23 protein-coding genes are annotated in these 24,048 nt (G+C 55.8%); 2 read left to right on the top strand and 21 right to left on the bottom strand.

The annotated features are described in order from the left end of the window. Positions 1 to 3: 3 nt before the first annotated feature. On the bottom strand, positions 4 to 441 hold the full coding sequence (locus AC1RSM_RS04205; protein WP_492929769.1) for a GNAT family N-acetyltransferase: 438 nt from the start codon (positions 439 to 441) through the stop codon (positions 4 to 6). Between the two features lie 106 nt (positions 442 to 547). On the opposite strand from AC1RSM_RS04205, the gene pdxR reads away from it, so the two are divergent. Next, a complete protein-coding gene (gene pdxR / locus AC1RSM_RS04200; protein ID WP_492929767.1) occupies positions 548 to 1,984 on the top strand; it encodes a MocR-like pyridoxine biosynthesis transcription factor PdxR in 1,437 nt (478 codons plus the stop codon). A gap of 43 nt (positions 1,985 to 2,027) precedes the next feature. On the opposite strand, the gene AC1RSM_RS04195 is transcribed toward pdxR, so the two are convergent. Further along, positions 2,028 to 3,413 carry a dihydrolipoyl dehydrogenase gene (locus tag AC1RSM_RS04195; RefSeq protein ID WP_492929765.1) on the bottom strand — a complete coding sequence of 462 codons (1,386 nt, stop codon included), beginning with the start codon at positions 3,411 to 3,413 and terminating at the stop codon, positions 2,028 to 2,030. Positions 3,414 to 3,540: 127 nt separating this feature from the next. Here AC1RSM_RS04195 and AC1RSM_RS04190 point away from each other — a divergent pair, with 127 nt between their 5' ends. Next, complete coding sequence (locus AC1RSM_RS04190; protein WP_492929763.1) at positions 3,541 to 3,951, top strand: MerR family transcriptional regulator; 411 nt, start codon at positions 3,541 to 3,543, stop codon at positions 3,949 to 3,951. A 121-nt stretch (positions 3,952 to 4,072) separates the two neighbouring features. Here AC1RSM_RS04190 and AC1RSM_RS04185 read toward each other — a convergent pair whose 3' ends face one another. The 19 genes from AC1RSM_RS04185 to AC1RSM_RS04095 form a co-directional block, all read right to left on the bottom strand. Further along, a complete protein-coding gene (locus AC1RSM_RS04185) occupies positions 4,073 to 5,359 on the bottom strand; it encodes a TRAP transporter large permease (protein ID WP_492929761.1) in 1,287 nt (428 codons plus the stop codon). 18 nt (positions 5,360 to 5,377) lie between these two features. Continuing rightward, the gene (locus AC1RSM_RS04180; RefSeq protein WP_492929759.1) at positions 5,378 to 5,908 is read right to left on the bottom strand and encodes a TRAP transporter small permease; all 531 of its coding nucleotides are present in this window, start codon (positions 5,906 to 5,908) and stop codon (positions 5,378 to 5,380) included. Between the two features lie 54 nt (positions 5,909 to 5,962). Next, positions 5,963 to 6,940, bottom strand: coding sequence for a TRAP transporter substrate-binding protein (locus AC1RSM_RS04175; RefSeq protein ID WP_492929757.1), 978 nt, complete (start codon positions 6,938 to 6,940; stop codon positions 5,963 to 5,965). 37 nt (positions 6,941 to 6,977) lie between these two features. Continuing rightward, the gene (locus AC1RSM_RS04170) at positions 6,978 to 7,514 is read right to left on the bottom strand and encodes a type II 3-dehydroquinate dehydratase (RefSeq protein ID WP_492929755.1); all 537 of its coding nucleotides are present in this window, start codon (positions 7,512 to 7,514) and stop codon (positions 6,978 to 6,980) included. 27 nt (positions 7,515 to 7,541) lie between these two features. Further along, entirely contained in the window at positions 7,542 to 8,297 is a 756-nt protein-coding gene (locus AC1RSM_RS04165) for an SDR family NAD(P)-dependent oxidoreductase (protein WP_492929753.1), read from the bottom strand. A gap of 24 nt (positions 8,298 to 8,321) precedes the next feature. Then, on the bottom strand, positions 8,322 to 9,077 hold the full coding sequence (locus AC1RSM_RS04160; RefSeq protein WP_492929751.1) for an SDR family NAD(P)-dependent oxidoreductase: 756 nt from the start codon (positions 9,075 to 9,077) through the stop codon (positions 8,322 to 8,324). Between the two features lie 8 nt (positions 9,078 to 9,085). Continuing rightward, positions 9,086 to 9,919, bottom strand: a complete 834-nt coding sequence (locus AC1RSM_RS04155; protein ID WP_492929749.1) for an alpha/beta fold hydrolase — start codon at positions 9,917 to 9,919, stop codon at positions 9,086 to 9,088. Continuing rightward, entirely contained in the window at positions 9,916 to 11,142 is a 1,227-nt protein-coding gene (locus AC1RSM_RS04150) for a CaiB/BaiF CoA transferase family protein (RefSeq protein WP_492929747.1), read from the bottom strand. The genes AC1RSM_RS04155 and AC1RSM_RS04150 overlap by 4 nt, the downstream gene beginning before the upstream one ends. After that, positions 11,139 to 11,945 (bottom strand): IclR family transcriptional regulator, encoded by an 807-nt coding sequence (locus AC1RSM_RS04145; RefSeq protein WP_492929745.1) that lies wholly within the window; start codon positions 11,943 to 11,945, stop codon positions 11,139 to 11,141. Before AC1RSM_RS04145 ends, AC1RSM_RS04150 begins: the two co-directional genes overlap by 4 nt. Continuing rightward, positions 11,942 to 13,087, bottom strand: a complete 1,146-nt coding sequence (locus tag AC1RSM_RS04140; RefSeq protein WP_492929743.1) for a thiolase family protein — start codon at positions 13,085 to 13,087, stop codon at positions 11,942 to 11,944. Before AC1RSM_RS04140 ends, AC1RSM_RS04145 begins: the two co-directional genes overlap by 4 nt. Then, on the bottom strand, positions 13,088 to 13,525 hold the full coding sequence (locus tag AC1RSM_RS04135) for a Zn-ribbon domain-containing OB-fold protein (RefSeq protein ID WP_492929741.1): 438 nt from the start codon (positions 13,523 to 13,525) through the stop codon (positions 13,088 to 13,090). Between the two features lie 18 nt (positions 13,526 to 13,543). Beyond that, positions 13,544 to 14,371, bottom strand: a complete 828-nt coding sequence (locus AC1RSM_RS04130; protein ID WP_492929739.1) for an alpha/beta fold hydrolase — start codon at positions 14,369 to 14,371, stop codon at positions 13,544 to 13,546. A 324-nt stretch (positions 14,372 to 14,695) separates the two neighbouring features. Further along, positions 14,696 to 15,265 carry a nitroreductase family protein gene (locus tag AC1RSM_RS04125; protein WP_492929737.1) on the bottom strand — a complete coding sequence of 190 codons (570 nt, stop codon included), beginning with the start codon at positions 15,263 to 15,265 and terminating at the stop codon, positions 14,696 to 14,698. 50 nt (positions 15,266 to 15,315) lie between these two features. After that, positions 15,316 to 16,053 carry a pyridoxine 5'-phosphate synthase gene (pdxJ, locus tag AC1RSM_RS04120; protein ID WP_492929736.1) on the bottom strand — a complete coding sequence of 246 codons (738 nt, stop codon included), beginning with the start codon at positions 16,051 to 16,053 and terminating at the stop codon, positions 15,316 to 15,318. A 55-nt stretch (positions 16,054 to 16,108) separates the two neighbouring features. After that, on the bottom strand, positions 16,109 to 17,572 hold the full coding sequence (locus AC1RSM_RS04115) for an efflux transporter outer membrane subunit (protein WP_492929734.1): 1,464 nt from the start codon (positions 17,570 to 17,572) through the stop codon (positions 16,109 to 16,111). Further along, positions 17,572 to 20,766: a multidrug efflux RND transporter permease subunit gene (locus AC1RSM_RS04110; protein WP_492929732.1), complete on the bottom strand. Its 3,195-nt coding sequence runs from the start codon at positions 20,764 to 20,766 to the stop codon at positions 17,572 to 17,574. Before AC1RSM_RS04110 ends, AC1RSM_RS04115 begins: the two co-directional genes overlap by 1 nt. 5 nt (positions 20,767 to 20,771) lie before the next feature. Continuing rightward, a complete protein-coding gene (locus AC1RSM_RS04105; protein WP_492929730.1) occupies positions 20,772 to 22,007 on the bottom strand; it encodes an efflux RND transporter periplasmic adaptor subunit in 1,236 nt (411 codons plus the stop codon). 307 nt (positions 22,008 to 22,314) lie between these two features. Beyond that, positions 22,315 to 23,109, bottom strand: coding sequence for an ABC transporter ATP-binding protein (locus AC1RSM_RS04100; RefSeq protein ID WP_492929728.1), 795 nt, complete (start codon positions 23,107 to 23,109; stop codon positions 22,315 to 22,317). After that, entirely contained in the window at positions 23,109 to 24,005 is an 897-nt protein-coding gene (locus AC1RSM_RS04095; RefSeq protein WP_492929726.1) for an ABC transporter permease, read from the bottom strand. The genes AC1RSM_RS04100 and AC1RSM_RS04095 overlap by 1 nt, the downstream gene beginning before the upstream one ends. Positions 24,006 to 24,048 lie beyond the last annotated feature (43 nt).

Genomic DNA, 24,048 nt, shown 5'->3' with positions numbered 1-24,048 from the left:
TATCTACTTACCTAACACTTTGCTAAATCCCAAGGAAGCGCTCAGCATTCCTTGCCGAAAGTAAAACCGCTGCGCCAGTGCAAAATCCAGGCCGGTATCCAGTACCAGCCGCGAGCAGCCTGCCTTCTGGGCCAGGCTCTCCAGCGTATGCAACAGACTAGCACCATGGCCCGCGCTGCGCTTCTCTTTGCTCACCACCAGATCATCCACATAAAGAAAGTGGCCAAAGATCAGGTTTTGCTGGTAGCGGTAGCCAGCCAACGCAATCACCTCCCCCGCCTCCCACACTGCCAGCAAGGCGTAGCGTTGCGATCGCATACTCTCCACTTGGCTAACAAACTCATCCTCATCCAGCAGATGAGGCCGTAATTGCTGCATAAGTGCGAAGCACGCTCTGAGTTCTTGAGCGGTTTCGACATGGCGCATTTCCAGACAAGCCACGAGAGATTTCTCCTAAATATCTCTGTCCAACTGACAGGAGCAGAGGCTATTTTGCGCGGATTCATGACACAATAAAAGATCCATAAATTGGTTTTTTAACTAGTCCATGTTGCCTACATTCATTGAAGGTATTGCACCCAGCAGCGCCCAGAACGAGCCCATGTACAAGCAGATTTATGAGCGTTTCCGGGTCGCCATCATTCAGGGCACACTGAGTCCGGGTGACCGAATTCCCTCTGCACGCGGCTTGGCAACGGAATTGGGAGTGGCGCGCGGCACGGTCGAGATGGCCTATTCCCTGCTGCATGCTGAAGGGTATGTGCAGCCACGGGGGCAAGCGGGCACGATAGTCACCCCGGGGCTACAGGCGCGGCCCTCGGAAGCGAACTCGCGCTTGGCCACCACCTTATATACAAGGGCCCCGATTCGGGAGCAGGAGCCCATGCCGTTCCAGATGGGCTTGCCGGCTCTGGACGCTTTTCCCCGCAAAATCTGGGCGCGTCTCGGCGCCCGACACTTGCGCAGCATGCAGGCTGCGGACCTATCCTATCCACCGCAAAATGGTTTGCCTGAACTGCGCGCCGCGATTGCCGCACATTTGCAGGTAGCGCGCGGCATCCAATGCACGCCTGCGCAGGTATTTATTACCTCAGGCTACCGAGAAAGCTTGCATCTGTTCATCCACGCGCTTTTGCAAAGCCAGGATCAAGTCTGGGTAGAAGACCCCTGTTACCCATTAACGCGTGAAATACTGCAGCACTCGGGTTTAAACATGGTGGCAGTGGGCGTTGATGCGCAGGGGCTGAACGTGTCCGAGGGCATACAGAAGGCGCCGCAGGCCAGTGCGGCTATCGTAACGCCCGCCCATCAAAGCCCACTTAGCGTGACGCTGTCTTTGACCCGACGCCAAGCCTTGCTGGAGTGGGCAGAGCGCAATCAGCGCTGGATCGTAGAGGATGACTATGACGGGGAATATCGCTATATCAGCCGCCCCCTGCCCGCCTTGAAAAGCCTGGATCATCATGGTCGTGTGATTTACGCAGGCACGTTCAGCAAGCTGCTGTTTCCCGGCATTCGCCTAGCCTATCTGGTAGTTCCTGAAGCACAGATTCAGCGCTTTGAAGCTGTCAAACAGGTATTGGGCAGTGGTATCCCAGGGCTGACGCAAGCCTTGCTCAGCTCCTTCATGCTCGAAGGACATTTTGCGCGTCACATTCAGCGCATGCGAAGGCTATATGCAGAGCGCCGCAATGCCACGGCAGCAGGATTATCCAAGGTCTTGGGCGCCAGCATGTCCATTGATCCGCAACCGGGTGGCATGCATCTATTGCTCAGGATGCCAGGTCACAATACTGATCGTGCCCTGGCCGATCGCCTGCGCCAGAACGGCATGTATGCACATGCTTTATCACGCTGGACAAGCGAAGCCGCTTGCGGTTCGGGCCTTTTGTTGGGCTTTACCAATATAGAGTCGCAGGAGCAGGCCGAGCTGCTCGGCCGCCGTATCAAGGACCTGATGCAGCATCCTGACGGCCAAGCCTGATCTCGCTGTTTCCTGACAGGCTGCCAAGCCTGTCAGGCAGCTATTAGGAAGATTTCAAGGCAGACTGCGCCTGACGCAGCGCCGTGCGCAAGCCTTCTTCCAAGACGGGGTGGTAGAACGGCATGCCCAGCATCTGATCCAGCGTCAATTCCGACTGCAAAGACCAGGCCAGCAAGTGGGCAATATGCTCGGCCTGCGGCCCCACCATCTCGGCACCCAGGAATTTGCCCTGCTTGTCGGCATACACGTGCAGCAAACCGCGATTGACCAGCATTACCCGTGCGCGGCCTTGATTGCCAAAGTTCACGCTTCCGGTCACCGCCCCTTCTGGCAGCGACTTAAAAGGTGTGCCAACGGAGGCTACCTGTGGGTCACTGAACACCACTGCCATGCGTGCGCGACGAGCCATCGGTTCGTCCCGCCCATTGCTGGCAGCCTGCAAAGCGGCCAGACGACCGTCATCAGCCGCTTCGTGCAAGATGGGGGCGCGCTGGTTCACATCACCCGCCAAATAAATCGAGGTGCCTTTCAATTGCAGGCTGTCTGGGTCGTAGACGGCTCGACCTTTCTCATCCCATTGCACAGATGTGTTTTCCAGGCCCAGATTATCCAGTTGAGGACGACGGCCAGCAGCACCCAAGACGTAGTCGTAATCTTCGACCAGTTCCTTGCCATCGACCTTCAAACGCACACGAGCTTTGCCATCTACCACTTCACTGCCCAGCACGGTCACATCAGATCGAATATTGAGCTCTTGGGTGAAAATTGCGCGGCCTGCTTCACGAACCTCGGGGTCAGACAAACCCGCCAAGCTCTGGCTGCGGTTGATGATAGATACCTTCACATCCAGGCGCGCCAGGGCTTGCCCCAACTCCAGGCCGATCACCCCGGTGCCCACTACCAGCACGCTTTCCGGCAGGTCGGTCCAGTCAAATACATCGTCGTTATTGATCAGCAGCGCACCCAGTGGTTCCAGCTCCTTGGGGCGTACTGGCGTGGAGCCTGTCGCCACGATGACATGCCCGGCGGTAATACGGGTGTGATCATCCACTTCCAGCACGTTCTCGGAGATAAAGCGGGCATGGCCACGGACTTTATCGTCGGCATCAAAACCGTCCACATCGTCCACCACAAACTGCACAAAGCGGTCTCGCTCCTTACGGACGCGTTCCATGACCTCTTTGCCCTCAATGCGGATATCACCGTCTACATGCACACCAAATGGAGCGGTACGACGTGCGTGATGAGCTGCATCGGCAGCGGCAATCAATAACTTGGAAGGCATACAGCCAACTCGTGCGCACATCGTGCCGTAGGGGCCCGACTCGATCATCAGCGTCTTCTTGCCGGCCCGTTTTGCCGTACGATACGCTGTCATGCCCGCTGTCCCTGCTCCAATCACGGCAACATCACACTGAATTTCTTTCATATACGCTCCTTGAGTCCGTATCGAGGCAATCAGGGGCCTGATGACCTGCCAGACTGCCCGTTCTACAATGTGCAGAATTGACCCTTTCAATCATAACGCAGTCCCCTTGCACTGCCCGAGGAAAACCATGCTGATTAGTGAAGCGGCCCGCGTAACCGGCCTGACACCCAAGATGATCCGGCACTATGAAGACCTGGGATTGCTCAATAGCGAACGGGCTCCCAATGGTTATCGTGTCTACCAGGACCAGGACCTGGACACCTTGCATTTCATTGTTCGCGCCAAAGATTTGGGCTTCAATTTAAGCGATATACAGCAGTTGACCAGCCTATGGCGCGATCAGCGCCGCCCCTCCAGCGAGGTCAAGCAACTGGCCCAATCCCACATTCAAGATCTGGAAAGCCGGGCTGCCATGCTCTTGGATATGGCGGCCAAGCTGCGGGTGCTGGCCGAGCAATGCCATGGAGACCAACACCCGGATTGCCCGATTCTGGATGGGCTGGAAGGCAGCTGCTGTGCGCCAGAGAAGTCTAATTAATCAGCCGCCCTTTAGGCCTAAGCAGTATTCCCCGGGCGCGACCCTTGTTTGAAGATAAAAAAACTGCTTCTCAAACCACCGAGGTGGCCCGAGAAGCAGCAAAAAAAGCAGAAACGTATTTCTAAGAACCGGCGACCAGGTTAGGCAGCCAGATCGACACTTGCGGGAACAAGGTCAAAATAGTGAGTACGGCCAAAGCGGCCAGCAAGAACGGCGCAATGCCCACGACACCCTTCTCCAAAGAGATACGTGCCAACAAGGACGAAATGTTCAAGCACAGGCCAGCCGGTGGCGTAATCAAACCAATACACAGGTTCACGACCGCCACCACGGTGAAGTGAGTGGGATCAATACCCAGCTTCATGGCAATCGGATAGAGCACTGGAATCAACATCACCAAGGCGGCGTTGGTTTCCAGGAACATGCCCACGACCAGCAAGAGAATGTTCACAAACAAAAGGAACACTAAAGGATTGCTGATGTTTTCCAGCACAAAAGCGGAAATGGCTTCAGGAATGCTGACATAGGCCAGCAACCAGCTAAAGACACGCGCCGCTGCCACGATAATCATGATCACAGCCGTGGTATGAGCTGCGCTGACCAGGCTATCGACAAAGACTTTCCAGGTGATCTGACGGTAGATGAAGGTACCGATAACCAGAGCGTAAATCACCGCCATGATGGCCGCTTCGGTAATGTTGAAAATACCGCTACGGATACCACCCAGGATGAACACAGGCAGCAGCAAGGCGAAGGCCGAGTTCTTGAAGGTAGTCCAGATTTCACGGCCCGAGGCTTTGCCTTGAGTCGGGAAGTTATTGCGTCGGCTGATCCACCAGCTCATCACCAGCATGGACAGCATATACAGCACGCCAGGGACCACACCTGCCAGAAACAGCGTCGTGATGGATTGGCCCGTCAGTACCGCCACCACAATAAAGGGGATGGACGGCGGGATGATAGGAGCCACGACGTTCGCGGCAGCAATCACGCCACCCGCAAACCCGGGGGGATAGCCCGAACGGATCATGGCCGGAATCATGATGCGACCCAACGCACTGGTGTCGGCCACCGCCGAGCCGGAGATGCCGGCAAACATGCCCGAGGCCAGCACTCCGCTCATGGCTAGACCGCCTTTGAAGCGACCCAGCAAAGCATTGGCAAAATCCAGCAGTCGGCTTGTCAGACCGCCCGAGGTCATCAGGCTACCAGCCAGCACAAAGAAAGGGATAGCCAGCAAGGAAAAGCTGTCCAGACCGCTAAATAGCTGCTGGGGAACTGCCATCAGGCTGATGTCGCCCAGGGCGACCAACGCCGCCAGGGCACCTGCTGTGATCGCAAAGCCAATCGGCATGCCGATCAGCATGAGAATGAGCGTCAGCAGGGTAATTAAGGTTACGGTGATCATAGAAGGTAGTTTCCGTACTTAGGGATGCTCATCGGTACTGCCAGCGGTCCAATCAGGCTGGCTGCCTAAGCGGATTAACAGCAAAATCACTACGCACAAGCCCATCCCCAGCCACAAAGAGGCATAGACCCAGGACATCGGGATATCCATGGCGGCAGACAGCTGAACGGCGTTGATTTGCGCAAACTCCCACCCGTAGTAGGTAATGCTGACCAGGGTGGCAAGCATCAACAGGTCGCGGATAATCAAAACGCGGCGTTTGAGCTTGGCTGAAATGTGATCCAGCAAAATGGTGACAGTGACGTGACCGCCACGGCGCAGCACAGCCGCACTGCCCAGCAGAGAGATCCACACCATCAGAAAGCGGGCGACCTCCTCACTCCAGGAGGACATATCTTTCAGGACGTAGCGAGAGAAGATTTGCCATGCAATAACCGCACACATTACAAACATCATGCTGCCGATGATCCAGTCCAATGCTTTCTCAATGACAGATGCGGTTTTATCGGCCCAGTTTGCTGGCCCGTCAGGTACGTTGTTAGTTGTCATAACTTTTACCAGTGGGGTCGGAGCATGACGGTAATCCATGCCCCGACTTTTTCATTATTGAACAGCGCGGAATTTATCCAGCCACACTTGCAGCTCAGGGAACTCTGCATCCATGGCCTGGATCTTGGTCGCAAAGGCGTCGCGGTCTACCGCATTGAAAGCCATGCCCTTGCCGATCAGGAACTGCTTCATGTTTTCTTCTTCCACAATCATGCGGTCGGTGGCCTCTTTCATGACGCGCTCGCCTTCCTCTTGCAGAATCTGTCGTGTCTCTTCGGGCAGTTTCTGAAAGTAAGCGGCGGAGTAGATCAAGGTCATGGCGCCGATGGTGTGCTGGGTTTCAGCCACGTTCTTTTGCACTTCGAACAAGTTGACGTTCTTGATCACTTCCAGGGGGTTTTCCTGGCCATCGATCATGCCGTGCTGCAAGGAGGTGAACAGCTCCGCCATGCCCATTGGCACCGGGCTGGCACCTAAGGTGGTCCAGGTGCTGCGGTACATGCGCAGGGGCGGCACACGCATCTTCAGGCCGTGCAAATCATCCGGGTTCTGAATCAGACGATTCGAGGTCAAATAACGTGCACCACGGTAAGCGGCACCCACCAGCTTGAAGCCGCTTTCCTTGGTGATCTGCTCGTACAGCTCTTGACCGGCCGGGCCGTTGTACACAGCACGGTAGTGATCCATATCGCGGATCAGGTAGGGATAGGCTTCAACACCGGCGGACTTTGCATAGCGGTCCAACGCACCGACACTTTGCAGCACGATGTGGTTGGTGCCCATGCGCAGGCCTTCGATGGACTGTGGCCAGTCGCCCGTCAAACCGTTGGCATCAATATTGATTTTGATCTTGCCGCCAGAGCGCTCTTCCACTGCTTGTTTAAAGCGCTCTGCTGTTTGGCCCCAATGATCCTGGGACGCATAGATGTGGGCAAACTTCAAAGTAACAGGCTTGATTTCGGCCTGGACCGCAGCGCTGCTGAACAAACCAACGGCGGCAAATACTGTAGCGAGTAAAGAAAACTTTTTCATGTCTTCCTCCGTATTAATCGTTATGTGAGAAGAGGGATTACTGCTGTCCCGAAGGGGCACCCAGGAAACTTTGGTCATCCAGCGCCAGAGTCAGTGCGGTCAGTGCAGCCAGGTAGCTGTAGTGACGCATGCCCATGCAGATGCCGGTGGCCGTGTGGGTAAAGCTGGACTGAATGCTGCCACCACCCAAACCACGGGCCGCGCCTGCACTGGCGGCAATATTGGAAAAGTGCACTTCCATCACGGGCAGTTCGGTGTCTTCCAAAGCATGGCGCACCCCTTCCCCAATGGTGGTCAAGCCAGCGGGATTGATGATGTAGCCATCCACCCGGTGTGCCGACTCGTGTATGTATTCCAAAATGTCGCCCATGTGGTTGGAGGAGAAGTTCTCCACTTCCACACCCAGTTGCTCACCAAAGTTGCGCACACATTCCTTGAGCTCATCCAGGGACTGGATATTTCCATAGACTTTTTTGCTGCGCTTACCCAGGCTCGACATGTTCGGGCCATCAATCACAGCGATAAGATGTTTGCGGTTTGAAGAGCGGGTGACGGTAAAGTTATGTGTACTCATGCCTGGAGGCCCTCTTGCTAAATTGGATTAGTTAAAACGCAGACCAGCATCCACGTTCAGTGTCTGGCCGGTGATGTACTTGCTGTCATCGGAAGCCAGGAACATGGTGGCGCCAATCATGTCGCTGACATCGCCCTTGCGCTTCAAGGTCTGGGCAGCAATGATGGCGTCCCACTGCTCGGGACGAATGGTGTCACGGGGTACTTCGGTCACGATGCCGTGCGGGCTGATCGCGTTTACATTGATGCAGTACTCGCCCAGCTCGGTCGCCAGTGCACGAGTCAAAGCCACGACCGCGCCTTTGGATGCCACGTAGTGTGCGTAATTGGCACGACCGGTCACCACCACGCTGGACGAGATATTGATGATTTTGCCGTTCTGCTGTTTTTTCATGAAAGGCGACACGGCTTTGACGCAGTTAAAGACGCCACGGGCATTCACGCCCATCACGAAATCCCACTCGTCAGCATCAATTTCTTCAAATGGCTTCATCTTCAAGGTGGAGAAAACAGCCGCATTGTTAATCAGCACGTCCACCGTACCGAAGGCTTTGACCGCCTGGGCAACCATCTCCGTCGTGCTCTTGTCATCCGACACATCTACTTTCACTGCCAGCGCCTTGCCGTTTTCCGCCTGAATTTCTGCAGCAACCGCCTGGGCTTTCTCAATGTTCAAATCTGCCACCACAACCGCTGCGCCCGCCTTGGCAAACTCTTGGGCGTAGGCACGACCAATACCTTGGCCAGCACCGGTAACGATCACAGTTTTATTGTCAAATCTCACGATAGTTCCTTATTTGTATGGGTATTAATGTGTTGAATGCGGCATACGCAAGGTGGCCATGCCGCCATCAATATTGATGATGGTGCCGGTGTAGGACAGCGCCCCTGGATGAGCCACATGGGCTACCAGGCGGGCAACCTCTTCAGGCTGGACCATTTGCCCGGTGGGCTGACGCCGATGAAACTCATTGCGCTTGGCAGCAGGGTCGCTGGTCCGATTAGCCAGTTCAGTCATGAAAGGCGTATCAACCGTTGCCGGCGCGATTCCCACCACACGAATGTGCTCGGCAATCAAATCAGCCGACATGGCCAGGGTCATGGACTGAATCGCCCCTTTGCTGGCTGAATACAAAGCGCGCTCTGGCAAGCCGTTAATGGCCGTGCAGGAGGACATGTTCACGATCACCGCATTGGGCGACTGCCGCAGATAAGGCAAGCAGGCGCGTGTACTGCGCATATAGCCCAGGACGTTGATATTGAAGATGCGCAACCAGTCTTCATCGCTGCCATCTTCAATCGTGCCCACAAAGCTCACCCCGGCGTTATTGATCAGCACATCCAGGCGGCCATGCTGCTTGGCAAACTCGGCCACGGCCTGGTTCAAGGAGTCCTGATCAGTCACATCCGCAATCAAGGGGGTCACCCCTGCCGGGATTCCCTCGGACTGGCGGTCAATACCGCCTACGATGGCTCCCAGCTCTAACAGGTGCTGGCAGACAGCCTGGCCTATGCCGGCGGCGGCCCCTGTAACAATAGCGATTCGACCTACAAAGTCAGACATAGCGGTTCCTAGCGAAAATGTGTGGCGCCAGATACCTTGAAATGCGTCATCAACAGCTCAATCAAGGCATCGGGTGGAGTGAGAGGCAACATATGCCCCCCCCCTTCAATAATGTGTAGCGGTGTTGCGGTCTTGCCCGCGTGGATCAAGGCATCTTCAATTGCCTGCATCGCTGCTGGCGGTGTAGACAGGTCTTGATCCCCAGTTGCAAGCAAGGTGTCAGGCAATTGCGCAGCCAACACGCCATAGCCGGAAAACTGGGCCAAGCTTTGCCAACTGCTCACTAGCGAGCGCAGCGGAACAAGGCTCAACTGCTGGCGCGCATAATCCATGGCTTGGGCAAGCTCAACGCTCTGGTCCAATCCGCCAAACCAACGCTGCATCGTGCTGTCCACAATGGACTCACGACTTTCCTGCTGCATCGCCTGAGCACGTTCGCCAAATACCGCCAAACCGGTAGGCGGGCTGGCAAGAACGCTTAGGCTCAGCACCTGATGCGATTCACTATTGGCCAAACGCGCCGCTGCCAGAGCCGCAATCACTCCGCCTATAGAATGTCCTAGCAAATGGACCTTGCTAAAACGGCAGGACTGCACCACTTTGACGGCATCCTCGACCAGCACATCCAGATCAAACTCTTGCAGCTCGGCCGCTGTACCATGGCCACGCAAGTCGTAGCTCAGGCACGGATGGACAGCAGCCAACTGGCTGAACAGTTGGCGAAAAGAATGCGCCTCTACCCCAATGGAGTGCAAGGCAATGACACACTCGTCACTGCTCGTGCCCTGCTCCACCGTGAATAAGGAGCCTGGATAATGCAGCATGGCCAAAGGCGCGCTCATGCTTGGCCACACGTACTGTTGAGCAAGACGCCTTCCCGTTGCAGGGACGACACCGTGTCTGCAGATAAGCTCAACCACTCGCCCAGAACACGGACATCATCCGCGCCCTTTTTTGGGGGGAAGGTGGATGGCGCGGCCTCTGCACCCACGAACTTGATCGGGTTGCCCACGACCTCGATGCTGTGATCTTCATTTTGCAGCGCCAGGATCATACTGCGCTCAGCGTCACGCGCATGCAGCAGAGCCTCTGGGACTGACTGAATCAAAGCCACAGGCACGCTGTTTGCTTCCAGCAAAGGAATCCAATGCGCAGCAGGTTCTTGTGCAAAGGCGCTTTCCAGTTGCTCCCACAAAGCCTGCTTGTTCTTCAGGCGGCTGGAACCATTTTTGAATCGTTCATCTTCAATCAAATGATCCAGGCCCAGCACGCGGCACAAACCTTGCCACATTCTGTCGGTATTGGCCGTCACGACAAATTCCCGGCCATCGCCCCCACGGAAAGAACGATAGGTGGGGATGGAGTCGTGCTTGGCGCCTTGCGGAGCCGGGGTGACTCCAGCAATCAAGGCATACGCACTTTGGTAAGACAGCATGGCCAGTTGGCAATCAAGCATGGCCACATCAATAATTCGGCCCTTCCCACTGCGCTCTCTGTCAGCCAAGGCGGCATTAATCGCGATTGCTGCGTACAAGCCCGCTACCGTATCACCGGCCGGGATGCCCAGACGCACGGCAGGCCTGCCCTCTTCCCCGGTCAAGCTCATGACGCCGGACAGGGCCTGAACAATCATGTCGTAGGCAGGCTTGTCACGGTCAGGACCGGTTTGTCCAAAACCGCTGATGGAAGCCCACACCAGACCAGGATGTTCTTCACACAAAGTCTTGGGGTCCAGGCCCAAACGTGCGGCCACACCGGGACGGTAGTTTTCAACGACCACATCCGCTTTCAGGATGAGCTGTCGTACCAGGTCCAGCCCTTCGGCTGTTTTCAAATTCACCGCCAAACTGCTTTTGTTGCGGTTGATGCTGAGATAGTAAGCACTATCCTCGCCCACAAAATGCGGCGGGATACTGCGGCTGGAATCACCTTCCGGTGCTTCAATTTTGACCACTTCAGCCCCCAGATCCCCCAGCACCTGAGTGCAGAAAGGACCGGACAAAAACGTAGTCAGGTCTATGACCTTGTAGCCTGCCAGGGGCTGAGCAGTAGCGGTATGACTCATAATTTGGTTTTTCTATGTCGGTAGCCGAACATCTCGGAGAGTTTTGCGGCGTGATGAATAACGGCTTCGGTAATGGCACTCAAGCCAGCACTGGGGACACGTGTTGTGGGCATGGTCAAACACACACAGCCCACAATGCCGTGCTTATCGAATACAGGCGCAGCCACCCCACGAGCATCGGGCAGCTTCTCGCTCATGCTGTGGGCGTAGCCGTTTTGACGGACTTCGGCCAGTTCGGCCAACAGTGTGTCCAGCTCGGGCAACGGTGCATCCTGAGCGGGAGAGGTTTCAGCCTTGGCATGCAAACGCTCAACGACGCCCTGATCCAGGTAAGCCAAAATGGCCTTGCCCGATGCTCCCCACACCAAAGACATGGGTTTGTGCAAATCGATTTGGTATTGCAGCTTGTGCTCGCCTCGAGCGATAGCGGCAAAACTCATGGCCGACTCGCTGGCGGCGTACATGCCAAACAGCACCGTCTCGTTGAACTCGGAAGCAATGGCATCCAAAGACGCTTGTGCCAAGGCGGGCCGGGACTCGGCACTCATTACCTGGGCCGCTACTCGATAAAACTCGGGCCCAATGCTGTACAAACCACTTCCACCACTGGCTACGGCAACAAAATCATCTTTGCGCAGCAAATTCAGCAAACGGTGAGCGGTCGATGGGGCCAGCCCCATCTGCTCGGACACCTGTTTGACGGTTACCGGACCATCGGACTCGGCCAATACGGCTAAGAGCTGTAAAGCGCGGCTTACGGTTCCGGTTGAGCTAGTCGGGGTAGAAGTGTTTTGTGTGGTCATATCTGGGCTTCGAAAATATGGATGGCACAAGCACCATGATCAAGGCCTGCAATACCGCCCCCCGTGACATGAGTCATGGCGTAGCGCGCATTGGGCACCTGACGTTCTGCGGCTTGATGTGTAAGTTGCCAGTACATTTCGACGGCCTGGGCCACGCCACTTGCTCCAACCGGGTGACCTTTGGCCAGCAAACCGCCACTTGGGTTCACCACCACGTCACCGCCGTAGGTACTACGGCCATCCAGCAGGAACTGAGCAGACTGCCCCACTTCACACAAACCAAGTGCTTCGTAATAAACAAGTTCGGCGATTGTAAACGCGTCATGCAGCTCTACCGCGTCCAGGTCCTGCGCCGTAATGCCTGCCATCTTGTAAGCGTCACGCGCCGATTCCGCCGAGATCTCGGGGCGGGTCATATCGCGAAAACCACTGGTGGCCTGACCGGAGTGCAAAACAGAGGCGGCTACACGCATGGCCGGTTTTTGCAGACGCTTCAAGGCACGCTCAGACACCATGATCAAGGCAGCAGCACCATCGCCCGTCGGGCAGCACTGCAGCAAGGTCAAGGGATCACAAATAGGACGCGAAGCCAACACTTGCTCCACCGTCAGCGGGTCGCGGTACTGTGCATACGGGTTGTGCTTGCTGTGGGTACGCGCCTTCACGCTGACTTGCGCCAATACCTCTGGGCCCAGATTGCGTTCATGCAGGTAACGGCGAGCACGCATGCCGTAGACAGCGGGCATCACCAGACCTTGCTGTACCTCAGGGTCTTCTTGCACCAAAGGTAAAGTGCCACCACCAAACTGCGTGAGCTTGTCCACACCGATCACCAGCACGATGTCGTGTCGGCCCGCCTGAATATCTTTCCAGGCCAGGTGAATGGCTGTAGCCCCACCCGAGCAAGCGTTATCGCAATTGACCACTGGCACCGTGCCAATACCGATCTCTTTCACCAGGCGCTGCCCGGTCAACATGCCACCAAAGGCGTGACCACACACCACGGCATCAATGTCATCAGCCTGCACACCGGCGCTGGCCATGGCATTCAGAATGGCCGGCAGGGCCAAACCGGTATAGCTGGATTCTTTGTGGCGGGCCATCGGGATCATGGCCGCACCCACTACATAAGCTTCACTCACTTACTTCTCCGCCAAGGTAGGAGTTACAAACCAGTCATCGCCTTCGGAGGCGGTAGTAACCGGCATATCGCAATACAAGGCACTGACATCGTCACAACGGACATGAGCCAGAACGCGCACCCCGTTAGGGAAATCAACATAGCCCAAGGTATAGGGCGTGGGACGCGAGGCAGAAACATGGATCGTGGAGAAGCTGTACAAGGTTCCGACGGGACCGAAAAACAGGTCTTGCATGTCGCGCGCGCCGGTTTCCATGCAGACTTCACGTACAGGAAAAGCCTTGCTACCGCTGGAGCGGCTCTGGCTTCCACGCAGCAGCACAGCACCGTCTTGGACCACAAACTGACTGGGCTGGTCCGACGCAATATCTCGTATCGGCTGTGCGTTTTCACCAAAGGCCATCGCCGTTGGCAGCACAGTAGACTCATTCGCTTGCATGAATTAATCCTTGCATCATTAATTAACTTGATTCCAGAAACGCTCAATGAGCAGCGCAAATTCTTTAGCCGCCTCCACTGGCGGGGTATGTCCGGAGTGCTCAAAAACCTGGTGCGTACTGTCAGGAAGCAAAGCGTCCATCTGCTCCATATCCAGAGGTTTTTTGGCTCTATCCAGGGCCCCGCTGATCAGCAGATGAGGGATGGTGTTGGCCGGCAAATAGGCTTGATAGTCGGGGCGGGAAAACACGCCATTCACGGAGTCGGCAATGCTGGGGGGAAGATTCGCAAAGTGCTCGCGCCAATGCTCACGCTGGGCGACCGCAGCTGAATCCGTATCTTGCAAAAACGCCTCTCCGAACATGGTCTGCAGCAAAGCTGCCACGTAGGGTTCGCCACCATCGCGACGCAGTTGCGCTTCCAATTGATCAAAGCGCTGCTTTTGCTGCTCGGCCTGCGAGGTGCAGCACGAGAGCACGGCCGAACGAATCTTTTGCGGAACCAGCTGCATCAACTCTTGCGCCACGTAGCCGCCCATCGAACTGCCCACCACATGCAAAGCAGACAGCTGACGCTCTTGAGCCAGAAACGCATAGTCCTGTGCCAACTGACGCATGGTGGCGGGTTGGCTGCCGGCAGTGCTCAAACCCTGGTTCCGATGGTCCGGACAAATAATGTGCCAGTCATTCTGCAGGGACTGAATCACCGGCATGAACATGGCTGCATTAAAGAACAAAGAGTGCAGCATCAAGACCGATGGACGGGACACGCAGGGCTGTCCGATTTCTACGTAATGTAGTTCGGCCCCGTCAGGAAGCAGGAGATGCTGCGTCGTGTCTCGTTCCATTATCTTTCCATTGAAATTCCGTTTAACGGAATTATGTTCTGATGTATGGAATAATGATAAAAGCGAGGCCAGGGTGTGCATATCAGTACAAACCCTAGGAACACAAAAAAGCCGCTGGTCAGCGGCGCATAGTTATGAGTGTCAGGAGGCTGGCTGGCATAGACACAGCGAAGCTGCTCGCAGGTATTTTGAGCCTCAGGCAAATAAAAAAGCCTGAACCCCATTAAGGATTCAGGCTTCTTAAGAACTTGCTGGGGTAGCCCACTAGGTGAAGAGGAACGGGGCTTGAAACTGCTCCCCTTCCTGTCACTGACGGACCGGCACTTAAGCGGCTTGCCACTCACGCACAAAGTTCTGAGGATCAGGGCGCTGTGCAGGGCCCAGATTGTGGATAGGCGTACCCACGGAGACGAAACCCAGGAACTGGTAGTCCAGGGAATCAAAGCCCAGCGCCTCGGGAACTTCTTCACCGTAGGTGCCCAGACCAGTGCTCCAGAACGCACCAAAACCCAGCTGATGGGCCGCATGCAGCATATTGGTGACGGCAGCCCCCGTTGCCAGGACACGTTCCAGTTCCGGGATTTTTTCCTCGGCATGGTCGATATGGCTGGCCACCGCAATCAGCATCGGCACTTTGGACAACCAAGCGCGCACACTGGCAGCCTTTTGTTCGGTTAAGGGATTACCGGCACGCTCGTTAGCGCCAATAGCCAGTTCACCCAAAGCCTGCACATTTTCACCGCGAATCAGGCAAAAGCGCCAAGGTTGCAAACGACCGTGATCGGGTGCGCACATTGCAGCGCGCAAGATCTGCTCCAGCTCCTGCTCGTTCGGGCCGGGGCCTTGCACCAGCTTGATGGAGCGGCGGGACAATAAAGAATCAATGGTACTCATGGTATTTCCAGAATCAATTAAGAGTGCCCTGCCCTGGCGGCAGGGCTCGGTCAGGCCTGTCCGGCCGCGCAGGCCTGGACCAGCAGGGCCTTCATATCGCGCACAGCTTTTTCCCAACCATCAAAAACGGCTTGGGCAACAATGGCGTGACCAATATTGAGTTCAGACAGACCTGGCAAGACAGCGATCGCCTGTACATTGCCGTAATGCAAGCCATGACCGGCGTTGACACGCAAGCCTTGAGAGACACCTTGGGCGATACCGGCGCGAATGCGTTCCAGCTCGCTGGCGGCCTGCTCGGGCGTTTGAGCGTCCGCATACGTGCCGGTGTGCAGTTCGATCACGGTGGCCCCCACCTGGCTGGCCGCTTGAATTTGAGCGGGATCAGCATCAATGAAAAGCGACACGCGAATGCCGGCTGCTTGCAGTTGCTGCACAGCGGCCTTGACCTGCTCCAGATGGCCGACGACATCCAGCCCACCTTCGGTGGTCAGTTCAGCACGGTGTTCGGGAACCAGGCAAACATCGTCAGGTTTGATGCGGCAGGCAATGTCCAGCATTTCGGTGGTGATGGCGCATTCCAGATTCATCCGGGTACGCAGCACGGGACGCATGGCCTCGACATCGGCATCTTGAATATGACGCCGGTCTTCACGCAGGTGTAAGGTAATCAGGTCCGCTCCGGCTTCTTCTGCTCGCAAAGCGGCCTGAATTGGATCAGGGTATGTGGTCAGACGCTGCTGGCGCAGCGTCGCCACATGATCGATATTGACGCCCAGTTCTAACATTCCCCAAGGACCTCCGTAGTTTCAGGGATGAATGACCAGACGTATTATCGCCTGTTTATTCCGGCGCTGTCCCGGCGTCCTGGGTCTTTGTTTCAGGTTTGACGGTTTCTGCTGTCCAGCCGCCACCCAAAGCCTTGTACAACTCGACCCGGTTCATGAGGGAAGCCAAACCTGTTTGAATATAGGCTTGGCGCGTACCGTACAAACTGACTTCAGCCGTTTGGACCTGCAAGAAACTGTCGATACCGACTTCGTAACGCAGCTTGGCCAGACGCAGGCTTTCGCTGGCGGCCTGATCCACTTCTTGCAAGGCATCAATCTGCTGACCATATGTCGCTTCGCCCGCCAGAGCATCCGCTACTTCACGGAAGGCTTCCTGAATGGTTTTTTCGTACTGGCTGATCGCAATATCACGACGAGCCTCGGCCAGATCCAGATTGGCCCAGGTGCTGCCCGATAGCAGCGGCATGGTGATCTGCGGCTGGAACTGCCAGTAACGGTTACCCGAACTGAACAAACCACCTAACTCAGGACTCATGAAGCCCAACAAACCAGTCAGGCTCAGACGCGGGAAGAACGCCGCCCGAGCAGCACCGATGCTGTAGTTGGAACCACGCAAAACGTGTTCGGCGCCCAGGATATCCGGACGACGTTCCAGCAGCTCTGCCGACAAGCCCACGGGCAAGCTAGGCATTAGCTGCGCGCGGGTAAAGGGCAAGCCAGCAGGCAAATCGCTAGGAATCTCACGACCCAACAAGACCTGCAAGGCGTTCAAGGCACGCTGACGATCACGCTCGACCGCCTGCATGTCGGAGCGCACCGTGTTGTATTGCACCTTGGCCTGATTCAGATCCAGAGCGGACACCGTACCAGCATCGTAGGAGGACTGCACCAGACGCAGTGTCTCTTGACGACTGCGCAAGGTGTTGCTCATCAAGGCGTGCAACTCTTCAGCGGTACGGACCTTGAAATAGGCTTCAGCAGTGCCCGCCACAATGGCAATATGGGCAGTGCGCTGAGCCTGCTCGGTCGCGAAGTATTGTTCGCGAGCCGCACGGGCCATATCACGCACACGACCAAAGAAGTCCAGTTCAAAGGCAGTAATACCGACACCGGCCTGGAACGTGCGGGTTACCGGGGGCGAATTAGGCCCCGCAGGCCGCAAATCAGCCGGTGTGTGGGTGGCCTGCTCAGCCGCCTGCACACCAATGCTGGGCAACTGATCACTACGAGCCACACCGTACTGCGCACGTGCTTCTTCAATGCGCTGAGTGGCGATACGCAGATCACGGTTGTTTTCCACGGCCTGTTCAATCAGGGCATGCAAACGCGGATCGGTAAAGAACTCGCGCCAGCCCAGATCAGCCACCTGCCCCGCATCCGCCTGGCCCTGCTGGGCCAGAGGGAATTGCGCCGGCACGGGGGCGTTGGGACGCTCGTACTTGGGTGACAAGGAGCAAGCAGACAAGGCAAGCGCCACAGCCAGCACCACAGGACTACGTAAAAACATGCTAGACATCAGTGCTGTCCTCCTTGGGAACCAGCGGGTTGCGCGCTCTGTTTAGCCTGTTCTTCTTCATGCAGGCGAGCAGCTTCACCAAACAAACGCGGCTTGGTTTTAAAGAGCTTGAGGATCACCACAAAGAAGGTTGGCACCATCAAGACCGCCAACGGTGTTGCAGCCAACATCCCGCCCAATACACCCAGGCCCACGGCGTTCTGGCTGGCAGCACCGGCACCCGAGGAGGTTGCCAGAGGAACCACACCCAGCACAAAGGCAAAGGAGGTCATCAAGATAGGACGGAAACGCAGACGAGCAGCTTCCAAGGTAGCGTCAGTCAAGGTGGCACCACGGGCATAAGCGTCCTTGGCAAACTCCACAATCAAAATAGCGTTCTTGGCTGACAGACCGATCACCGTCACGATACCCACCTGGAAGTACACATCGTTAGGCATGCCCAGACCGGAGACCAGCAAGACCGAACCCAGCATACCCAGCGGTACCGCCAACATGACCGACAAAGGAATCGCCCAGCTTTCGTACAAGGCCGCCAGCAGCATGAACACCACCAGAACTGCCAAGCCCATCAAGATGCCGGACTGACCCGCAGCCTGACGTTCCTGATAAGACAGACCTGTCCAATCCACGCCAAAACCACTAGGCAACTGCTTCATCAGGTTTTCCATCTCCAGCATGGCTTCACCCGAGGTGTAGCCTGGAGCGGGACCACCACTGATACGAACCGACTCGTAGCTGTTGTAGCGCACGATCTGAACCGGGCCTTGCTCGGTTGTCTCGGTCACAAAGGCGGACAGCGGAACCATCTTGCCTTCGCTGTTGCGAGCATTGAGCTTCAACACGTCTTCGATCGTCATGCGGTAAGGGGAATCAGCCTGTACCCAGACACTTTGCACGCGTCCCTGGTTGGTGAATTTACCCACAAACGACGAACCCAAGGCACCACCGATCAAGGCCGAGGCCTCCTGGAAGTTCACGCCCAGTGCAGCCGCTTTATCGCGATCAATTTCAAGACGAATCTGCTTGCCAGGTCCCAAGCCAGTGATACGAACGCTTTGTGGATCGAACACAGGGCTTTGCTTGGCCAGACCCAGCAACTGATCCGCTGCCGCCATCAAGGCATCGTGACCCATGCCACCACGATCTTCCAGACGCATATCAATACCCGAGGAGTTACCCAGAGCAGAAATTGCGGGTGGCACAATCGCGATCACCATGGAATCAGGCAGACCAAACAAGAGTTGTCCCATGGCTTGACCCGAGATTGCCTGGGCCGAGTTTTCCTTGCCCTTGCGCTCGTTAAAATCTTTCAACGGCACAAACGCGATAGCCGAGTTCAGACCACTACCGTTAAAGCTGAAACCTTGTACCGTAATGACGTTTTCAACCTGAGGCTGACCCTTGAAGTAGTCTTCCACAGCCGTAATGGTTTCAATCGTACGGTTGGCAGTCGAACCGGCAGGCAGCTCAATATTGGCAATCACATAGCCCTGATCTTCTTCAGGCAAGAAGGCCGTAGGCATGCGCATGTACAAAAAGCCCAAGACCAGCACCATGACCAGGTAGATGAACATCATGCGGCCGCCGCGACGCAGCGTCTTGCCAATGAAGCTCTCGTAACCATCGGTGGTACGGGTAAAGGCACGGTTAAACCAGCCGAAAAAGCCGCGCTTGGTTTCGTGATGGCCTTTAGGAATCGGCTTTAGAATCGTTGCGCACAAGGCTGGCGTGAAGGTCAAAGCCAAAAAGCCCGAGAACGCAATGGACACGGCCATAGCCACCGAGAACTGGCGATAAATCACCCCTACCGAGCCCGACATGAACGCCAGGGGCAAGAACACGGCCGACAGCACCAGCGTAATACCCACAATAGCGCCACTGATCTGCGGCATGGCTTTCTTGGTCGCTTCTTTGGGCGAGATGCCTTCCTCGACCATGATGCGTTCAACGTTCTCGACCACCACAATGGCATCGTCAACCAAAATACCAATGGCCAATACCATCGCGAACATGGTCAGCACGTTCACCGACATGCCCAGCACCTGCATCACCGCAAATGCACCCAAAATTGCCACCGGCACCACCAATGCAGGGATCAGGGTGTAGCGCACGTTCTGGAGAAACACGTACATCACGATGAACACCAGCAACATGGCTTCCAACAAGGTGTAAACCACCTGGGTAATGGATTTTTCCACGTAAGGCGAGGTGTCGTACGGAATGTCGTAGCGAATGTTTTCAGGGAAGAACTCCGCCAGCTTCTCCATTTCAACCTTGATGGCCGCAGCCGTATCCAGAGCGTTCGCCTCTGGCAACAAGGAAATGGCAAATGCAGCGGTTGGCTGACTATTCAGACGGGCACCGAACTGATAGTTATCGGCCCCCACTTCCACGCGAGCCACATCCTTGATGCGTACCGTCGAACCATCAGCCTGCGAACGCAGAATGATGTTTTCAAATTCGGCCACGGTTTGCAGCTGACCATTGACGGTAATCGGGGCAGCAACGCGCTGGCTTTCCTGATTAGGTGGGCCACCCAAAATACCTGCCGACACCAGCATATTTTGCTGACGAATGGCATTGGTCACGTCCGCTGGGCTCATCTGATAGCCCACGAGCTTGGCAGGGTCCAGCCAGACACGCATCGCACGACCGGCTGCAAACAGCTGGAAGCGAGCCACACCAGGAACACGGGAAATCGTGTTCTTGATATTGCGTTCGATATAGTCGGCCAGTGCCGTCTGATCCAGGCTGCCGTCGGTAGAGGACAGTGTCACCACCTGCAAGAAGCCGGTACTGGACTGCTCTACGTGCAAGCCCTGCTCCATCACCGCTGTCGGCAAGGACGCGGTAATGTTGCTGACCCGGTTTTGCACGTCCACCTGAGCCAGGTCAGGGTTGGTGCCAGGACGGAAGGTGGCGGTAATTTCAGTGGAACCGTAAGAGTCACTGACGGACTCGTAATACAGCAGACCCTTGGCCCCGTTGAGCTGATCTTCGATCACACTGGCTACCGTGCTGGCTACGTCTTCAGCCGTCGCGCCGGGGTATGTGGCCCGGATCGTGACCGCTGGAGGCGCCACATCGGGATACTGCGCTACTGGCATATTGGGCAGAGCCAATAAGCCAAATAGCGTGATCGCCAGGGCAACGACCCACGCAAAGATGGGCCTTTCAATAAAAAACTGAGGCATGTCGCTTACTCGCTAGACTTGGCTTCGGTTGGCTCAGCGGCGGGTTCCTGCGCAGGAGAAGCTGCCGGGGATTCTGCCGCCGCACCATTGCGTCCACCCTTCCAAGGGGAGGTCTGCACGGGTGCACCAGGACGAATCTTCTGGAAGCCTTCAACAATAATCTGGTCACCGGCTTGCAAGCCTTTGTTGACCACATATTGACCTTTGCTTTCTGGTCCCAAGACAACAGGAACAGACTGGGCTTTTTCATCACGTACTACGTACAAATTGGACGAGCCGTCAGAGGTGTACTGAACCGCTTGTGCAGGCACCAGCAAGGCATCCGGGATTACCCCTTGTTCCAGACGTACACGGACGTACATGCCGGGCAAGAGAATTTCGTCGGGGTTCGGGAACACGGCACGCAAGGTCACTTGAGACGTCGAAGGATCAACGCTGACACCGCTAAACAGCAAGGCGCCTTCGTGATCGTAGTTCGAACCGTCTTCCAGAACGGCGGTGACCTTGGCTTTGCCATCACCTGCCGAAGTCAGGCTGCCATCTGCCATGGCACGACGCAGCTGGCTCAGTTCAGACGTAGAACGCGTAACGTCCACGTAGACGCGATCCAATTGCTGAACGGTAGCCATATGAGTGGCGTTGGTGGCTGAAACCAGCGCGCCTTCTGTTACTAGAGACTTGCCGATACGGCCCGATACAGGCGAGACAATCTTGGTGTAGCCCAAATCAATATTGGCGCCTTCCAAGGTTGCTTGAGCCGCCGCAATAGCCGCCTCTGCTTGCATGGCACGAGCCTTGGCATTGTCGTAATCTTGACGCGACACGGCGTTTTCTTTGATCAGACGCTCATAGCGCTGAGCCAGTTGTTTGGCGCTTTGGGCATCTGCCTGGGCGTTTTTCAACTGTGCAGCGGCCTGATTACGAACCGCACGGTAAGGAGCCGGATCAATCGTGAACAAGAGCTGATCTTGTTTCACATCGGCGCCCTGCTCGAAATTGATTTCTTCCACAATCCCAGAAACACGGGCGCGAATTTGCGCATCTTTGATGGCTTCGACCCGTCCAGGCAGCTCGGAGAACAACTCGGTAGAGGTCGGTTGGACGGTAACAACACTAACCGGGACCTTCATCCCGCCGGCCTGAGCTTGAGGCTCTTTATTGCCGCATGCAGCGAGCAGAACCAAGGAAGAGAAGGCAGCAATACGAAACGGCTGCCGACCCAGCAAGCTTTTAAATGACATGAAGAACTCCTGAGCTAAGCGTTGCATGGGAGTTTAACGCTTAAACTGACTGGATTGTATGGTTTGGACAAGCAGCAAGTATATGTCGAAAAAGCCCAAATCAAACAGCAAAATTTGCGATGAGACTCATTCCGATCTTGCATTCATTTGGCGACTACGATTAGCCAGCTACCCCCTAACACTTGCTCCGTCGTCTGCTTGCCTCAAAAGAACACGTATTATCATATACCTAGGGTTTTTTGAATATAAAAAAACCGCGTTTAACCCCTAGAGTTCACGCGGTTTTCCAGTTCTGGAATAGGCCTTTCTAACCAAGCAACAAACTGTCGTCGGCCAGCGTTTCGCCCCGCACCCGCTCAAACATTTCCAGCAAGTCACGTACATCCAAACCTTGGCGCTGCTCGCCACTGACATCGAGCACCACCTTGCCCTGATGCAGCATGACCGTACGGTCACCCACATCCAAAGCCTGCCGCATACTGTGCGTGACCATCATGGTGGTCAACCCACCTTCACGCACAATCCGGTTAGTCAATTGCAATACGAAGTCAGCCGTGCGTGGGTCCAAAGCAGCCGTATGTTCATCCAGCAACAAAATCTTGGACGGACGCAAGGCCGCCATCAGCAAGCTGACCGCTTGTCGCTGTCCACCGGACAACAAACCGATACGGTCTGTCAGACGGTTTTCCAGACCCAGGCCCAAAGTCTCCAAACGTTCGGCAAATTCCGCACGCATGGAATGGCGTACCGCCCGGCTCAAGCCCCGGCGGCTGCCACGGCACGTGGCCAGCGCCATATTTTCTTCAATGGTCAGATCTTCACAGGTCCCGGCCATCGGGTCCTGAAACACACGGGCCACCCAGTTGGCACGTTCCCAGACCGGACGGCGGGTGACGTCTACATTGTCGATCATGATCTGGCCGTCATCGACGGGCTGATCACCGGAGATCGCATTCAGAAACGTAGACTTGCCCGCACCGTTGGAACCGATCACGGTCACAAACTGGCCTTCTGGAATCGTCAAAGACAAGCCGCGCAAAGCACGAGTTTCAATCGGCGTACCTGGATTAAAGGTCAGGGCCAGGTTTTTAGCTTCCAACATTACTGAGCCCCCTTCTGTTTACGAGCACGCTTTTTCTTGAGCAATGGAATGACCAGCGCCACGGTGACCAACAAGGCGGTGACCAGATTCAAGTCTTGAGCTTTCAGGCCGATCACATCGGCATTGAGCGCCAGCGCAATAAAGAAGCGATACAGAATGGCACCCAGAACCACGGCCAAGGTTGCGTAGAACAACTTGCGGGCCGGCAAAATGCTTTCACCCACAATCACCGCGGCCAAACCAATTACGATGGTTCCGATACCCATGGAGATATCGGCCCCGCCCTGCGATTGAGCAAACAAGGCACCGGCCAATGCAACCAGGGCGTTAGAAATCGCCATGCCCAGCAGCAACATATTGCCCGTTGCCACACCTTGGGCACGAGCCATACGGGCATTGGCACCGGTTGCGCGCATGGCCAAACCTGTTTGCGTACCAAAGAACCAGTCCAGCGCCAGCTTGGCAATCAAGACCAGGCCAACCAGGAGCAAGGGACGTGCAATGTAATCCGCAATGGATTCAGGCTGCAGAATAGTGAATACCGTCGGTTCCATAATCAGCGGCACGTTGGGACGACCCATAATGCGCAAGTTAATGGAATACAAGGCAATCATCATCAGGATGCTGGCCAGCAGATCCATGATCTTCAAGCGTACATTCAGCCAGCCGGTAATGGTGCCAGCGACTGCGCCTGCAAAGGTGGCCACTACGGTAGCCAGAAACGGATCGTTCCCCTGGCTGATCAGGATGGCAGCAACCGCCCCACCCAAAGGAAAACTACCATCGACCGTCAGGTCAGGAAATCGCAAGATGCGAAAAGAAATCAGAACACCCAGAGCAACCAGTCCGAAAATCAGACCAATCTCCAGGGCCCCCCACATTGAATAAATAGACATATTGTTGGACGTCTAGGATACAAAAGAAACAGGCGGGCAGCTT

The organism is Alcaligenes sp. GW821-FHT11D07 (assembly GCF_058808495.1).
This window is presented reverse-complemented; position numbering and strand designations above follow the sequence as displayed.

Excerpts from the sequence above, each read along its gene's own strand:
- AC1RSM_RS04125 (WP_492929737.1), bottom strand. The coding sequence starts at position 15,265 with ATGAGTACCATTGATTCTTTATTGTCCCGCCGCTCCATCAAGCTGGTG.
- AC1RSM_RS04155 (WP_492929749.1), bottom strand. The coding sequence starts at position 9,919 with ATGAGCGCGCCTTTGGCCATGCTGCATTATCCAGGCTCCTTATTCACG.
- pdxJ (WP_492929736.1), bottom strand. The coding sequence starts at position 16,053 with ATGTTAGAACTGGGCGTCAATATCGATCATGTGGCGACGCTGCGCCAG.
- AC1RSM_RS04150 (WP_492929747.1), bottom strand. The coding sequence starts at position 11,142 with ATGAGTCATACCGCTACTGCTCAGCCCCTGGCAGGCTACAAGGTCATA.
- AC1RSM_RS04110 (WP_492929732.1), bottom strand. The coding sequence starts at position 20,766 with ATGCCTCAGTTTTTTATTGAAAGGCCCATCTTTGCGTGGGTCGTTGCC.
- AC1RSM_RS04190 (WP_492929763.1), top strand. The coding sequence starts at position 3,541 with ATGCTGATTAGTGAAGCGGCCCGCGTAACCGGCCTGACACCCAAGATG.
- AC1RSM_RS04130 (WP_492929739.1), bottom strand. The coding sequence starts at position 14,371 with ATGGAACGAGACACGACGCAGCATCTCCTGCTTCCTGACGGGGCCGAA.
- pdxR (WP_492929767.1), top strand. The coding sequence starts at position 548 with ATGTTGCCTACATTCATTGAAGGTATTGCACCCAGCAGCGCCCAGAAC.
- AC1RSM_RS04135 (WP_492929741.1), bottom strand. The coding sequence starts at position 13,525 with ATGCAAGCGAATGAGTCTACTGTGCTGCCAACGGCGATGGCCTTTGGT.
- AC1RSM_RS04105 (WP_492929730.1), bottom strand. The coding sequence starts at position 22,007 with ATGTCATTTAAAAGCTTGCTGGGTCGGCAGCCGTTTCGTATTGCTGCC.
- AC1RSM_RS04180 (WP_492929759.1), bottom strand. The coding sequence starts at position 5,908 with ATGACAACTAACAACGTACCTGACGGGCCAGCAAACTGGGCCGATAAA.
- AC1RSM_RS04160 (WP_492929751.1), bottom strand. The coding sequence starts at position 9,077 with ATGTCTGACTTTGTAGGTCGAATCGCTATTGTTACAGGGGCCGCCGCC.
- AC1RSM_RS04145 (WP_492929745.1), bottom strand. The coding sequence starts at position 11,945 with ATGACCACACAAAACACTTCTACCCCGACTAGCTCAACCGGAACCGTA.
- AC1RSM_RS04095 (WP_492929726.1), bottom strand. The coding sequence starts at position 24,005 with ATGTCTATTTATTCAATGTGGGGGGCCCTGGAGATTGGTCTGATTTTC.
- AC1RSM_RS04185 (WP_492929761.1), bottom strand. The coding sequence starts at position 5,359 with ATGATCACCGTAACCTTAATTACCCTGCTGACGCTCATTCTCATGCTG.
- AC1RSM_RS04195 (WP_492929765.1), bottom strand. The coding sequence starts at position 3,413 with ATGAAAGAAATTCAGTGTGATGTTGCCGTGATTGGAGCAGGGACAGCG.
- AC1RSM_RS04170 (WP_492929755.1), bottom strand. The coding sequence starts at position 7,514 with ATGAGTACACATAACTTTACCGTCACCCGCTCTTCAAACCGCAAACAT.
- AC1RSM_RS04100 (WP_492929728.1), bottom strand. The coding sequence starts at position 23,109 with ATGTTGGAAGCTAAAAACCTGGCCCTGACCTTTAATCCAGGTACGCCG.
- AC1RSM_RS04175 (WP_492929757.1), bottom strand. The coding sequence starts at position 6,940 with ATGAAAAAGTTTTCTTTACTCGCTACAGTATTTGCCGCCGTTGGTTTG.
- AC1RSM_RS04115 (WP_492929734.1), bottom strand. The coding sequence starts at position 17,572 with ATGTCTAGCATGTTTTTACGTAGTCCTGTGGTGCTGGCTGTGGCGCTT.